The sequence below is a fragment of the Citrobacter sp. RHBSTW-00986 genome, from assembly GCF_013783065.1.
Lineage (GTDB): Bacteria > Pseudomonadota > Gammaproteobacteria > Enterobacterales > Enterobacteriaceae > Citrobacter > Citrobacter braakii.
This window is the reverse complement of the sequence record NZ_CP056201.1, coordinates 162,603-176,204: the sequence shown is the minus strand read 5'-3', so window position 1 is coordinate 176,204 and position 13,602 is coordinate 162,603. Positions and strand designations below refer to the sequence as shown.

General features: G+C 46.7%; 18 protein-coding genes. 3 read left to right on the top strand and 15 right to left on the bottom strand.

The window, feature by feature from the left end; translation table 11 throughout:
• Positions 1–64: 64 nt before the first annotated feature.
• The 3 genes from HV345_RS24720 to HV345_RS24710 all read right to left on the bottom strand — a co-directional run bounded on the left by HV345_RS24720 (position 65) and on the right by HV345_RS24710 (position 2,102).
• On the bottom strand, positions 65–949 hold the full coding sequence (locus HV345_RS24720) for a hypothetical protein (protein ID WP_007372154.1): 885 nt from the start codon (positions 947–949) through the stop codon (positions 65–67).
• Positions 950–1,148: 199 nt separating this feature from the next.
• Complete coding sequence (locus tag HV345_RS24715) at positions 1,149–1,550, bottom strand: hypothetical protein (protein ID WP_020996135.1); 402 nt, start codon at positions 1,548–1,550, stop codon at positions 1,149–1,151.
• 90 nt (positions 1,551–1,640) lie between these two features.
• Positions 1,641–2,102: a hypothetical protein gene (locus HV345_RS24710; protein WP_009653863.1), complete on the bottom strand. Its 462-nt coding sequence runs from the start codon at positions 2,100–2,102 to the stop codon at positions 1,641–1,643.
• A gap of 654 nt (positions 2,103–2,756) precedes the next feature.
• Between HV345_RS24710 and HV345_RS24705 the strand changes: the two genes are divergently transcribed.
• Positions 2,757–3,964 (top strand): IS3 family transposase gene (locus tag HV345_RS24705; RefSeq protein ID WP_088765899.1). Its coding sequence is split into 2 segments (ribosomal slippage): positions 2,757–3,078 and positions 3,078–3,964, totalling 1,209 coding nucleotides; the frame shifts between segments, so codons are not numbered across the junction.
• A 216-nt stretch (positions 3,965–4,180) separates the two neighbouring features.
• Here HV345_RS24705 and HV345_RS24700 read toward each other — a convergent pair.
• From HV345_RS24700 to HV345_RS24690, 3 genes are all read right to left on the bottom strand, one after another.
• The gene (locus tag HV345_RS24700) at positions 4,181–4,498 is read right to left on the bottom strand and encodes a hypothetical protein (RefSeq protein ID WP_255467606.1); all 318 of its coding nucleotides are present in this window, start codon (positions 4,496–4,498) and stop codon (positions 4,181–4,183) included.
• Between the two features lie 109 nt (positions 4,499–4,607).
• On the bottom strand, positions 4,608–5,678 hold the full coding sequence (locus tag HV345_RS24695; RefSeq protein ID WP_007372151.1) for a phosphoadenosine phosphosulfate reductase family protein: 1,071 nt from the start codon (positions 5,676–5,678) through the stop codon (positions 4,608–4,610).
• Complete coding sequence (locus HV345_RS24690; protein WP_020996132.1) at positions 5,671–5,994, bottom strand: hypothetical protein; 324 nt, start codon at positions 5,992–5,994, stop codon at positions 5,671–5,673. The genes HV345_RS24695 and HV345_RS24690 overlap by 8 nt, the downstream gene beginning before the upstream one ends.
• Positions 5,995–6,116: 122 nt before the next feature.
• On the opposite strand from HV345_RS24690, the gene HV345_RS24685 reads away from it, so the two are divergent.
• The gene (locus HV345_RS24685) at positions 6,117–7,106 is read left to right on the top strand and encodes a hypothetical protein (protein ID WP_007372150.1); all 990 of its coding nucleotides are present in this window, start codon (positions 6,117–6,119) and stop codon (positions 7,104–7,106) included.
• A gap of 26 nt (positions 7,107–7,132) precedes the next feature.
• On the opposite strand, the gene HV345_RS24680 is transcribed toward HV345_RS24685, so the two are convergent.
• The 5 genes from HV345_RS24680 to HV345_RS24660 form a co-directional block, all read right to left on the bottom strand.
• On the bottom strand, positions 7,133–7,537 hold the full coding sequence (locus HV345_RS24680; protein WP_008786799.1) for a hypothetical protein: 405 nt from the start codon (positions 7,535–7,537) through the stop codon (positions 7,133–7,135).
• Between the two features lie 326 nt (positions 7,538–7,863).
• Complete coding sequence (locus HV345_RS24675; protein WP_007372149.1) at positions 7,864–8,415, bottom strand: hypothetical protein; 552 nt, start codon at positions 8,413–8,415, stop codon at positions 7,864–7,866.
• 29 nt (positions 8,416–8,444) lie between these two features.
• Positions 8,445–8,681, bottom strand: coding sequence for a hypothetical protein (locus HV345_RS24670; protein WP_007372148.1), 237 nt, complete (start codon positions 8,679–8,681; stop codon positions 8,445–8,447).
• A 77-nt stretch (positions 8,682–8,758) separates the two neighbouring features.
• Positions 8,759–9,049 carry a hypothetical protein gene (locus HV345_RS24665; protein WP_007372147.1) on the bottom strand — a complete coding sequence of 97 codons (291 nt, stop codon included), beginning with the start codon at positions 9,047–9,049 and terminating at the stop codon, positions 8,759–8,761.
• Between the two features lie 185 nt (positions 9,050–9,234).
• Positions 9,235–9,636, bottom strand: a complete 402-nt coding sequence (locus HV345_RS24660; RefSeq protein ID WP_008786797.1) for a hypothetical protein — start codon at positions 9,634–9,636, stop codon at positions 9,235–9,237.
• A gap of 356 nt (positions 9,637–9,992) precedes the next feature.
• On the opposite strand from HV345_RS24660, the gene HV345_RS26575 reads away from it, so the two are divergent.
• Positions 9,993–10,676, top strand: a complete 684-nt coding sequence (locus tag HV345_RS26575) for a hypothetical protein (RefSeq protein ID WP_008786796.1) — start codon at positions 9,993–9,995, stop codon at positions 10,674–10,676.
• Positions 10,677–10,761: 85 nt separating this feature from the next.
• Here HV345_RS26575 and HV345_RS24650 read toward each other — a convergent pair whose 3' ends face one another.
• The 4 genes from HV345_RS24650 to HV345_RS24635 form a co-directional block, all read right to left on the bottom strand.
• Positions 10,762–11,253, bottom strand: coding sequence for a GNAT family N-acetyltransferase (locus tag HV345_RS24650; RefSeq protein ID WP_000217395.1), 492 nt, complete (start codon positions 11,251–11,253; stop codon positions 10,762–10,764).
• Positions 11,254–11,423: 170 nt separating this feature from the next.
• Positions 11,424–11,681 (bottom strand): helix-turn-helix transcriptional regulator, encoded by a 258-nt coding sequence (locus HV345_RS24645; protein WP_001333498.1) that lies wholly within the window; start codon positions 11,679–11,681, stop codon positions 11,424–11,426.
• 288 nt (positions 11,682–11,969) lie between these two features.
• On the bottom strand, positions 11,970–12,350 hold the full coding sequence (locus HV345_RS24640) for a type I-E CRISPR-associated protein Cas6/Cse3/CasE (protein WP_127649377.1): 381 nt from the start codon (positions 12,348–12,350) through the stop codon (positions 11,970–11,972).
• Positions 12,351–12,662: 312 nt separating this feature from the next.
• The gene (locus HV345_RS24635; RefSeq protein ID WP_007372144.1) at positions 12,663–13,553 is read right to left on the bottom strand and encodes a DNA replication terminus site-binding protein; all 891 of its coding nucleotides are present in this window, start codon (positions 13,551–13,553) and stop codon (positions 12,663–12,665) included.
• Positions 13,554–13,602: the final 49 nt, after the last annotated feature.

Below are 13,602 nucleotides of genomic sequence, written 5' to 3'. Positions count from 1 at the left end.
ATTTTCTTCGTTCAATTTCCAGAATGAATCGATCTTTAAATCACTCTAACGGTAACTATTCCGATTACGAAATTCCGTTACCTTTAGGAATGATCGTGTTAACAGCCAGCATTGCATTTTTGAAGAAGTGTGCATTGCTACTTCTTAACTTAACAGAAGCATTAGAACTGACCGGGCTCAATGCCAGTAATGCGGTGCTGCGTCCCAGCCAGCGATAATATGAGAATAAACCCCACGAATTCAGGAATTCTCGTTTCATAATTGACATCAATTCAGATCTATCAGTCTGGTTAACTTTTGGGAACGTAATGAAAACTGCGCTATCCGGGTTCCGGGACAACCAACTGAAAACCTCTTCATTGGTGTAATAATACTTACCTTGCGTAAACACTCGCCCATTAAATCCTAATCGCACGACTGAGGACGGTATAATGTTATGGCAATAATCGAGCATGGGATATCCCATTTTCATCTGAGCGATATCAATGCGATTATCGCTCGGAATGCTTGCAGGTGCATTTGCATTTTTGAAACCGCGAGTACTGATCGAGTAATGACCGTCATCTGCATTCTGATAAACCCAGAATGGCTTGCAATACTCTTCTGAGTCTATAGCGGCTGTAAGATACGCTTCATCATAACTTTCAAATAACTTTTTTACTTTAGTCTGGTGGTCTGCAATATTTCTGGATTGAAGGTCTGGCCTGATTTTTAAAGGAATAGAATACACCGGTTCAAATGCCTTGACCGTATGGCCAGAACTCGTATGGTTTAGCAAATACCCAACCCACTCACGTTGAATTCCTTTTCCTATATACTCGCCGCTGTTCGCCCCTGCGTTGGTATCAAAACGCACGATAGATGTTCCACGCGCAGAAAGCATATTTTCAAATTCAGCACGGATAATGTTGGTATTTTTGCTAGTTAACGAATTCTGGAGATCATGCATATGTAGCCACCATTCATGTTTCAGCTTCGACTCTCACTATAATCACATGTTGAAATTTATTGTTACAGTGAGAATGAGGACGTTTTGCACCCAAAAATAAATAGCTTTTTCAACCGCAATTTGTGGGCATAAATGGTTTTTCTTAGCGTAAAAAAATAGCCGACTATGTCGGCTATTGTGACGATTCAACAGCTGGTGGTCAGAAAATGCACATCGAGGCGTATGCCGTCTTCTGGGAAACTTCAGTAGGGTTACGACCAATGAAAATACTACGGTTATTTTCTTTCTCGCTACGCATGAAGCGGTAGAGGTGGATGGCTACTCCATGAGCTTTCTGCACATCACGTCGGTGCAGCACAAGGTGCATTCTTTTTGGTGGTATGTGTGGGAAACGTTTCGCCAGAATTTGTCCAAGCACGTTAAGTGATTCACTGTTCTCGCGTAGCTGGTAAAGGTCTTCCACGATGAAAAAGATGTTATTCCCCCTGTCGAGTTCGTCAGGTACGGGGCACACTTTTAATCGGCACTCGATGACTTCACAACTCCAGTCACGATGAGGCAGAGACATGATGATGTTTTCTTTCTGCAAGACATTCGACATAAATCCCACCTCACGGTAAAAGCTGTATCAGTTTAACTCCCAAAACCCTTCGGCTGTGGGTTCTGCATTACGCACCGGCTCTCAGATTCCTTAAGGCTTTGATCCAGTATTATTCTTGAGAAATTTGAGTTCAGAACTACCCGGCTTCCCTTTTTGGGCCGTCTTGATAAATTCCCGCTCTTTGAAATACCACCGTTCAACAATTTGTGAAGATAGCGTATTGGATTCCAAGGCATAAGCCTGCAACTCCCTCCATGCAGCTATGTTATGCGGTTTGTATTTTGCCAGCTTAATATCCAGTTCTTCTTGCCAAGATCTGGCGCGTTTTGTAAAAACCTTTCGACCCAGCATTGGGAAAACCAAGAGCCCTGCTATATTGCCGACGAACTGTACAGACCAGTCAGAGGTTATGTAAAACCATATCCCGGCATTAACCGAAACCAGAACCAATAACCATGTTCCATACGCTCGCTGAAATGGAGGGAAGCAGTTATCTCGCCACATTCGAATACTTTTTCCAATGCTGTTCAGCAGGTTTTCGTTTGTTTTCATCAGTTATCTCTGTTCCTCTTCAGCATAGGCCGTTTGTATCAATTCAAACCTGTTCACCCTGACTACTTGAAGAACTATCTGATCGGTAATGCACCTAACCGGCGTAGTGCATCAGTAACCTCGTCTATGCCGAATAAAGACATTGGCGGGACTTTATCTCCAGAGATTGAGCAGGCTGTACACAATGCATTGTATGAGCTTACTCGTTCACGATGTAGAGACTGAAGGCTTACGATCAACAGATCTCGCTCTGGGCCCGTGGTAGCTCCTATAAGGTCAAATAAACTTTGTTTAACCACTTACGTAATCCTCCGTCAAAATCAGTCAAGAGTGCGCTCATTCTCCTCAGTTTCATTTTTTAATGAACGGAAAAGGTCGACAAATCAGGCGGTATTAAAGACACCATCGTCTTTTAGTCCCATCCGTGTGTATACATCATTAATATGCTTGTGAATATATTGAAGATCACTTGCCTGCTCATGCTGTCTGATACGGTCTTCATGGCGAGAATTGGATAACCGAATGCAACGTTCCCGTTGTTCAACAATGTACTCAGTACACTGTGATGTAGCCCCCTGAAACACCAGACAGTAGCTGTATCTCCAGATAAGAGATAGGCTTGAATATATGTCTAACACTAACACCAATTTTGAGATGACCGGGATCCTGTTAGGGCAAGAAGTCCGTAAACGTAAAACTCCTCAGGAGAAGATCGCCATTATCCAGCAGACGATGGAGCCGGGTATGAATGTCTCCCATGTCGCCCGCCTGCATGGTATCCAGCCCAGCCTGCTGTTTAAGTGGAAGAAGCAATATCAGGAAGGCAGCCTCACCGCCGTTGCGGCTGGAGAGGAAGTCGTTCCTGCTTCTGAGCTTACTGCTGCTCTGAAGCAGGTCCGGGAGCTTCAGCGCCTTCTGGGCAAGAAGACGATGGAAGTTGAGATCCTGAAAGAAGCCGTGGAGTACGGTCAGTCGCGAAAATGGATAGCGCACGCGCCCTTGTTGCCAAAGGACGGGGAATAGCCATGGTCAGCCGGACCATGGGCGTGTCGCGTGCGCAACTGTCACTGCGGATTAACCGTTCTGCCGACTGGCAGGACAGGCGCTGTAACCGGCGTAATGAAGAAGCAGACGCAGAAATACTGTCGGCTATCCTCAACATTATCAGCGATATGCCGAGTTATGGTTATCGACGCGTGTGGGGCATCCTGCGCAAGCAACGTCGCACAGAGGGACAGCCACCTGTGAATGCCAAACGGCTTTACAGGATAATGAGCGAGCATAACCTGTTGTTGTTGCATCACAAACCAGAGCAACCGAAGCGTGAACATAGGGGCAAGATAGCGGTGGCAGAAAGCGATATGCGCTGGTGTTCAGATGGCTTCGAGTTCGGCTGCGACAACGGCGAAAAACTGCGGGTAACGTTCGCGCTGGACTGCTGCGACCGTGAGGCCATAGACTGGGCAGCAAGCACGGGAGGCTATGACAGTTCGACCGTGCAGGATGTGATGCTGAGGTCGGTGGAAAAGCGCTTCGGCGACAGGCTGCCCGACACAGCGGTGCAGTGGCTGACGGACAACGGTTCAGCATATACCGCGCATGAAACGCGGAGGTTCGCCAAAGAGCTGAATCTGGAGCCATGTACAACAGCGGTGAGCAGCCCGCAGAGCAATGGCATGGCCGAACGGTTCGTGAAGACGATGAAGGAAGACTATATCGCGTTCATGCCGAAACCGGATGTGAGAACAGCCCTGCGAAACCTTGCAGCGGCGTTCACGCATTACAATGAAAATCACCCGCATAGTGCGCTGGGATATCACTCTCCGAGAGAATACCGGCGGCAGCGGGCATCGTTAACTTAAGATACAAAAGCTGTCCGGAAATGGCGGGTCAAGATCAGTACTCAGTACACTGGGTATGTTCAAACATGACCTCTCCCCATTGCCTGGCAGCGCGGAGATACAACCCTCTTTCTTCCAGGTCCCGGGCAAGTATCACCGATTTGGTCGCTGGTATCTGGTACATTTCTTCAGCGAGCAGGAACGCTGCTGCACATTTTCTTTGTCCCATATCTACCTCTACCCTTTGTATAGAGTCGACATCTGGGCAGAAGTGAATGAGATTAACTCTTCAACCTGCCATTCGCTGATACTCTCCTGGTGGATAACCGAGTCCAGAAGTGAGCAGAAGACCCGACCTTCACAGAAGGTATCGAATAAGGTTTGCCAGGCACCGGCGAATCGCCCGGCCAGTTTACTTCGCTGACGTTTACTGCGGCAGCGATGCAATTCTTGCTGAAACAAGGATTCGTTTTCCGCACTGCTTTTTTCATGCAGAGCATCCCATAACTGGTTGAACCGTGTTTCAGTACAATTTCTGGCCGTTACCATCGTCATAATATTTCCTTCAGAGGCGGTTAAGCCTGTATCAATGTTGCTATTTGATATCTATTTTCCACGTAATATTCAGGTGACGAAATCTCAGCTATAAATCGCTGATGGCTAATTAGTCTGACCCGCATTTCTCCCGGTTGTACGCCCCACCAGGTAGCACCCATTCTTTTGACATGTTAATGACGGGCAATGTATAGACCGGATTTACCGCTTGCAGCAGCGCTTCCTCATCCGTGATATTAATAGGAGAAATATTCTGGCTTAGATCCAGAACATTTATTCGTTTACGACTGATAGTGACCCCAAAGCGGTTTTCATAGTTGGCCATTGCGTGAATACGCTCGGGGAAATAATGTTTGATGGTTGCCCATATGCGAGCACTGTTGTATATACACGTTAAGCATGAACTGCGACCCCATCCAAGACGATACGGTACTGGGGCTGTAACACGATGTTTTGCTAAAATCTCCCAGACTTGTTCTTCAGACCATTCAAGTACTGGCCTCCAGGCATCAACTTGTCTTTTTTTGCAACTGCTGGTATGTGGCTCCAGTTGTAAGTAATTGAATCTATTAGAGCTTTCCGCTCTCCTTTCCCCCGTAATAAAAAGCACCTTTTTTCCGTCAAAGCGTCTCTGATTTGTGAGTGCTCGCCGACCAACATCAATTTTTAGTGCTGATGAGCACCAACGTGTTTTAAGGCTTGGTGATTGCTGAGGGAACCGAAGTCGCGTGGCGGGAGTGCTTCGCTGGATATCACGTTCCGCGATTATTAATCCATCTGGGGTTTCGATACATTGCGGGCGACTGTAGCCATTCTCTTTCAGCATCTCACCTTCCATTCCTCCCTGAAGCCAGGAGAACATCAACGGTATCTGAAATGTTGAAGCTATTTTGCGGTTGTAGTCGGCCATAAATGGCCAGTCCATTAAAGTACTTCCCTCGCGGCCATCAACATCGTGATGCCAGAGTTCCACCCTGGACAGATCGACCCCGATGTCAATTAAGTGGAGAAGGCAGGCTATGGAGTCTTTTCCGCCGCTAAGGCAAATGATTATCACGTCATAGCAAGATATGTCGATATCTGGAGCGTTCCTGTACGTTTGTCCTGATAGTGGCGTGGTGATGCCTGCTATGCTACTCAGTGCAGGAATAATAAAGTTATCGTCGATTAAATCACTCACTTGCCGCGCTCCTGCTCTGAAGTGAATTTGTCAGAATCGCAGCAAGTCTAGTCTCGCCTAATGATGAGGCCAGATCTGATAGCGCTAGTTTACCTGCTGCTTCCATACCAAGTGCCTTTACTCGACTGGTATCAAGAACTGCAATTCTTTGGCCTGTTGCCTTACAGACAAGCGCATATCGACATACGCTTAATGTGCGATGGATGATGAATGAGAACATTTGATTGTCGATTTGTGCGCTGAATTTGCAGATCACATTTACTTTATGCGTCAACCCATTCTGGATTATGATTGTTGCAACATCGTCTTTAGGCATATCTACCTCCGGCTTTTTACTAAGCCTAATACGACGCTAACAGCTGACGAAATTTGCTTACAGATATAACTTTCACTGCAAATATCGTGTTATGAGTGACTGATTACTGCTTTGGAGACAGAATGGATTTTTCTAAAACTACTGTAGTGAAACCCGGTTTAATTGGTGATAACAACGCGTATTGGGCGATGCACTTTTGCTCAATTATTGAAACCCTTTATGATAATAACCGGATGAAGGTACGTTTTAATTCCCCTCTCATGGGGAAACATACACCAACAATGAGAAACCTAGTTTCATTAGCTGGTGAAGGATATTTTTCTTTAATTAAAGATCAGTTCAGAAACTTCGGTCTACAAAATTTGCTCTGCCACTATCTGATGAGTTATGAAGGTAGAGAAGTCTTAAATACTATACTTATTAATTTGTCTGATTATCGCAATGTCGATATCCTCGCTAATATGAGCCAGTTTGGTGTATTCATTAGCTGCCGTGACTTTAGAAGTGGCACTAATTTTGCGGTAGAGCATAATCCTTATCTACTTGGCCATGAGAATGTCTTTTATAATTCAGTTTATAATAGCTTAAAGTTTGCAGATCTATGCATTCTTTTCCGTATGAGAACGAATCCTAACCAAGAATCAGCTACTTTGTTTGGCATTCTTGGAGAGGTCGAAGGAAACAATGGTCAGGACTTGAAGAGACCGGCCTTCTGGGGAAGGAAAGGTTTGTATTTGTCTTTTGGTATTGGAGTCAATCCTAAACCCAAGGGGGAAAAACGTTCTAATCAATTTCAGCTTAATGACTGTACTTGCCAGTGGGTAAACGCTGCTGATGGTTATAAATTTGTCGCTATTTTTGAGTCAGAACACCATCTTGTTACAGATTATCTCGATGCAATAGGTACTATTGAACACCTTAATAAATTTGGCCCCAACCATCCTTTTCTAACACATTATCCAGCTCGGCACATTCTAAACATTGTGAGAGATGGCTGGGATAAATCAGTTGATATATTGATTACTGAACTGCGACGTTATCTTGCGCCTAACGAATTAGCTTCGCTAGGAACAAATCCAGTAATACCCTTTATACCCTCATTCAAACATTAAAATAAATGGGGCTACGGCCCCATTTTTTACTCACGATATAAGATGTAATAACATTTTCTGACCTGCATACTGTTGTTCAGGTAACCACAAAGTGCTTCACGACCATCCTGACTACGACCTATCCATAGGCCAGCCAAGCGTTTATCTGGTTGCTCAGACAGTATGAAAATTTTGCTGTTAATAAGACCAATGAATGGGCGTTCTACTCCCTGGGGGACTACAAAATTCCCCAGCGGTTTGTAACTTTCCAGGTTCAATACGATCGCAGCTGTCTGGTCACTGGAATTGTCAGCATCGTCCTGTTGCTCGCTGGCAGCAGGTTGTTGGTAGTTTTGAGAAGGCTGCTGAGCATAGAAATCGTTCGGATCGATCGATTCTGCGCTGGTTATGAAGGGCAATAGTGCTAAAAGGCCAAAAACAGCTTTTTTCATATGTCCACCATAGGGTTATGCGTTTAAATATGATTAGGCTATCAGTACCAATGCTGTCAGGCTAAAAACAATGGGGACAAATTGAGGGCTTTTATGTTGTGTTTATTGCTATTTTTGTCCTGCAATAGCATCTATTTCACACAATACACAGTGACATTTAGCTGGTGGCTCAAGTCGTTCGAATTGCGTCAGATTATGCAGACGTAATCGAGGTATACGTCTGACAGCATGATGGCCACACGAAAGTTCAAGAAACCAGATTCGTCCGTTACGGCTCCCGTCCTGAACCTTTACGTTTACAACTTCTCTCCATATGCGAATCATGGCTAACCTTCTGCCGGGCTCGGTGGTTCATCGTTGTCCTGGGTAATTTTAACGTAATCACCCTGATTGATAACGATTACTTCATTAAGATGAGGGCTGTAACGTACCCTCTCTACTTCGTCGAGATAGTCCACATGTCTACGCGCCTTGTTATTCGAGAAGCCGAGCGCTTTCCCTATTGCGTGAACTGATGGCCCACGGCCACCATTTCTGTTCATGTATTTTTTGACATACGTGATGATTGCTTTCCTGTCACTGGTCATGTCCGGGAGTTCGGCAATGTCATCATGACCTTGTCCTTTCGCTACGCGCAGCGTCATAGACTTTCTTTCACCATCGATAATGATTCGTCCCTGGTCATGCAACTGCCGGATACGCCGGGAAACGAGCCCTTTTGAATACCCCAGAGAAGAACAGATCTGCTCGTAAGACGGTGCTGCACCCTGCTCTTTGATTTCTGTCACAATGAAATCAAAGAGCCTGTCCAGGTGGGCATTTGCTTTTGGGGCGTTCTGTGCTTTTCCAGAAACACTACCGGCGTTGTCTTCAGTCATATCCCTTCCGTCCAGTTGGTGGTTGTTAATTAATGCGGGCTATCGACGTTCTTCGTCGAACTGAGACTAAAAGGCACGACGTCCGCTTTTACATCAGTTAAGGAGTGATTACCGCAGAGTTGCCCTTTAACTTTAGTCAGGCCCACCAGCGCATCCTCAAGCAGTTCTGATTCCTGAGATGTCACATTACTACCCAGTTCCATACCGATTTTTTCGCCCGCGTCCTTGAGGATACTGATAGCACGATCGATAGATTCACTGTACATAATCGCCACCTTGTTCGTTTTGTTAACATAGCCAATTAGTGCGTGTTCAGCTATAGCTGAGTTGTTTTATCACCTGTTTATGCGGCCCTTTTTCTTGCCAGGCAGCGAGCTAAAACCCGTTCCCTGGCTTCATGCTGCTCATCGATACAAAGCTGAATTCCCAACCCCAGGATGTAACGCTCCTGAAGTTCTGCCGGATGGAGGAAATTGAGCGCGGTGAAACCAGCTGGCACGGAACCATATTTGGCCAGGCTGTCTTCGTAACGTCGCTGGGCTATTTCACAAATTAAGTTATATTGAGCAATAGCTGCCTCACGTCCAACTTGATTGAATATTTCAACCGCCAGGACTTCCGAACATGTCTGCATTTTTGCATCCGTTTTGTTTACCTGACATCAGTATCACCCCGATGTGCTGGCTAACGAAATTTACGGATAGATGAATGTAATGAGGGGAATAGAACGTAATGGAATGTTTATACTGAACCCAAATTATGGGGAGCTTGATAATCAAATGTGGAAGTCTGTTGAGAAGCAGACTTCCAGACTTGGTATTAACTGGTTTTCTGACTATTAAGCCAGCTGATTAGCTCATCTTGCGTGTCAAAAGACGCGACAAAGGTCTGCTCCTGATCAGGACGTTGTGCATCCCTTATCGCTCTGAATGGAGCTTCACCGCTATAGTAGAATATTGGCTCCGCACGGCGTTTGACCCATGCTGATTGCTCGCGCTCTGCGAGCTCGCAGGCTTCTTCGTAATTGTCCGCTACTCCCAGCACTGTCGAACGATCCCAAGCTCCTCCATTCAGGCATCGAACAGTGATTTTCCCGTCCGGGCAAGTAATGCCATATGGATGATCCCACCAGGCATCAAGCTGAGACTTTGAGCGCTTTTCATTAGGTGTATCGTCGAAGTTTTTAGGTAATACCGGATTAAGGGGTATGCAGTTTGGCACTTGGATTCTCCCTGTAGCCTGAATCTACAAATAGGCAGTAAGCAATGTTCGTCAGGTTAACATGTACCTCCTGTTAGGTAATTAAGTACTTCGTTCCATTTTCGATATTCGCGTTATCTGACTCATTTTCTCCGACTTCAGGAGATCTCCATGCTGCTACGTAAGCCATGTGAATCAGGCTTGTTTTTCGCCCCGCTTTGACCCCATTTCCATGATGTTCTCAAACCTCGCGCTGTTACAGTAGGACAACTGCTACTGACGAGGTGAATATGACCAGATACCTTGGATACTGCGCCCTTGCGCTCCTTACCGTCCTGCCGACCGCTTCGGTATATTCTGCTGTACAGAATGATACAATGGGCCTATACGCTCCCGATCCCAGCTACACACCTGACATCCAAAATTCAGCACCTGTAACGCCTTCTCCGGGGGATGACAGTCTGTACAGTGATGACGTACCCGATTCATCTACCGCTCCAGAAAGCACCATTACCCCCCTGAATAGCTTTGATGTTATGTCTTTTTCTATAGGGCCGGTAAGCCTGCGGATGACAGCTTCTGAAGCGATCACTGCTATCACTGACAAACTTGGCCAGTCTGCTGGTGAAGAAATTCAAAAGCGCTACAGTAACAACTCATTGAATAGTATTTTCTGGGGAGATGCTCACCAGGAGACGGTGGTCTATTTTATCCCCGATACGGCAGTTGACCCCATTGAGCCGGTGGCTTACAAAATCCGCTTTTCATTCAGCAACCCTGATCTCTTACTGAAGTCGGCGATCGAGAAATATGGAGAGCCTTCAGTCTCTGATGCCCAGAGAGGTCGTTATATCTGGTGCAAGGCACTGGCGGAGAAAACGAATAAGTGTGATGACAGTAAATCTGAGCTTACGCTGACAACGCGAGAAGTTGAAGACACTGGCATCCTGACTCTCAGCGACCCAACGGTCTCATTTGATGCCTCGCGGACTGCAACGGCCACCCCGGATAAAGACCAGGCTGCGACTGAAGATAACCAGGGGCCATTGCCACAGCTCTGAAGTCGTCCGTCGCTGTCCAGCATCCTTTTGCAGGATTACTAAACCGACTGAATTCGTCAGCCGGTTTTTTTATCTGAATTTTACATTAGCGTCTGAAAGTACGCTTTCCAAACGGGCTTATCTCTTTGACGTGAAAACCCGCATTAGTCAGCATCCTGGCCATGACAACTGATGCAGGAAGACAGGATGCCTCCACTTTATGGCCGGGAGTAGCATCCAGAATACTTTGCAACATGGAGCGCCCAAATCCTTTTTGTCTTTGACTCCTGGTAACACCAAACATCCTGATTTCCAGATGTGAAGCCAGTCCATTTGCACCATTTTTGCCCGTCAGTAGGGCAAAACCTATCGCTGCGCCATTATGTTGAGCATCAAAGACAAACAAGAAATCGGCGCAATTCTCTCCCCGTTCCCGCCTGGCAATGGCTTCTGAGATCTGACTTTCGAACTGAGACAGTCCGTCATCATCATCAAAGTTAAAATACCCATCCCGCATACCGTCGCGAATCACCGCTATGATAAAGGGAACATCCTGTTTGGTTCCAAAGCGCATTTCAGGGGCAGATAACACCGTCATCAGTTTGTCTCTCGTAACCGTTATTATTCCATCAATTTGATTACATGGAGGTAAAGAGGTCAATAGAAATGAACGGGGTATTTCGCTGATGACCATTTGATCGGTGTTAGTGGTTTCAGTAGCAGAGCCAGGAGGTATATAAGGCCAGCAAAAATGCCAGCCTTTTTCATTTAAACCGGTTTTCTTATGATTCTCTTGATCGGCATTCCTGCCTTATCAAAATATCGGGTTGGCCATATTTCTTGAGGTTCTTCACCAATTGCATTAGCGATGATGATCTCGCCTCTAGGCCAGTCACGTGTCAGTGCATTTGCCAGAGTGCTGCTTGAAAGACCGTTAGCCCTACTCAGTGAGGCAAGTGACAAACCTTTCTTATGTAGCGCAGCTATGATGTCTGCCTTATGCCAGTCCTGTTTTTCCATCTCCATTTCCTTTGGTGGTGAATCGGAACATGGTTTGCAGTACCAGCTAATGACGACTGGCGAGCCGTAAGGCTCCCACGCCCCGACCCACCATTGACAAAAAACAGGCGAGCGAGTGCGAACCGTTCAAGTACATGAACGGCGTGTCATTAGTCGGGGCTGCAAATCCCCACTCTTACGATTTAGTAAGGGCTACAACAGTTTACAGCATTTAAAGGGTGTATCAGAAGTGTTAATGCCGTAAGTTTGCGAGTCGGTTTGAAATTCAGATAATAACTATGCTTAATGGCCTGTTCAGGAAAGCACTTCGATGCTGTTCATATAGCCAAAGCCGAATATCCGCTTTCTGCCGATCCCGAAAGCGTATGCCTGTTCAAGTGCGCCGACATCTTCAATCACGCATTCAGCATCGTACTGGCTCATCGGTACAATGATCTTGTGGGATGTACGGCCAACGCTCCCGGGCTTAATAATATGGAACTTGGTGCTTCGAACGATACGTAACCGTCCACAGATCACTCCGGCCCGTTCCAGGTGATAGTGGATATAATCCGGGAGTTCATGGGCAGGTGGACAAATCTCTCTTTTCCGGCCTCCAGCTTCCTCGCGTCGAATAGTGGCCAGCGAGCCGCAGATTCGAATTTTCTGGCCAGACACAAACATGATTTCCTTCATGACTTCGCCAGGGAGCCCGAGTGCAACAGCCGTTCTCAGAACAACCTGGGTGTCGGAGGCACTTTGTTTGCGAGAGTAGAAGGTGTATGGGAGTCGCGACCCAGAACGTTCCTGGACTACCTTATCCAGTTGCTGGTGGATCCCATACACGTCACCTGGGGCGATTCTGAACCTGAGCGCACATTCAAAGTATTTCACGCCACATTCCTTGCTGAACATAATGAATTTTCAATATTAGTTTCAGGGTATGGCATGGACGGCGAGTGACGAAATTATGAGGGGGGAATACGGCCAGTCCTTTGGCCGGTGTGGTCAGAGAATCATTTCGATACTTTCGCCGTGGAATATACCGATCACATCTGTCTTGAGGCGGTTACTCCTCGGCTTTACTTCATTGGCCACGAACTCTGGCAATGGCCGAATTTTCACGTGCTCATCCTGAATGATAATGAACGGCATAGATGAAGCGGCAGAAAGACGCAGTATCTGGTCGGGGTGTTCAGGATCAGCCATCGCGATGTTTGCAGCTGGATGCACTTTAACCGGACGGCGTAAGCGAAGCTTTTCTTCCGGTACACGCGCAATAGCCTTAATCAACGAGTTGAGTCTGACTGATTTATCTTCATCTTCCTCGATGTCCTTGCCCATCTTCTGGAGCAACTCGATTTTGTTAACCCTGCTAAAAAGCGTCTTTTGCCTCCAGCCGAAACTGACCAGATTGACGTTAGCATTATCAAACATACGCAGCTGCCGATAGAGATGCAGGGTCATGACACCAGGGCAGGCGCTATGCAGCGCGTTGAAGCGCATGTATTCCGGTCGGCGATCACCACCGTAGTTTTCGATGATGTGGCGTTGAATGCTCTCTTTATGCTGGTTGATGGATGTCACCAAACGGGTAACCAGCTGAGAGAATTCCGCATCTGTATTGTCGTACCATAATACGCCGGTAGTGCGCCGAGCGGACTTCTGCGAATAGCCATCCCTGATATGCAGGTCAGCGTATGCCGCGCAGGCAGCATGGACAGCATCGTGTCCCTGTTTCAGCTCAGGCATGATGTGTTCGATGGCCATATCTTCTTCGCCATCAGCAACGGCTGGCAGGACGCAGACACTCGCCTTGAGCGGAAGCCGGGAACCCAGCACTCCACGAAGTTGTGTGATCTCGCTCTCCAGCGTCTGGAAAGTTGTTGAGATATTCATTTCTATCCCCGAAAAAGGGCTCTAAACTCCCTCCGCTGCACGGAGGACT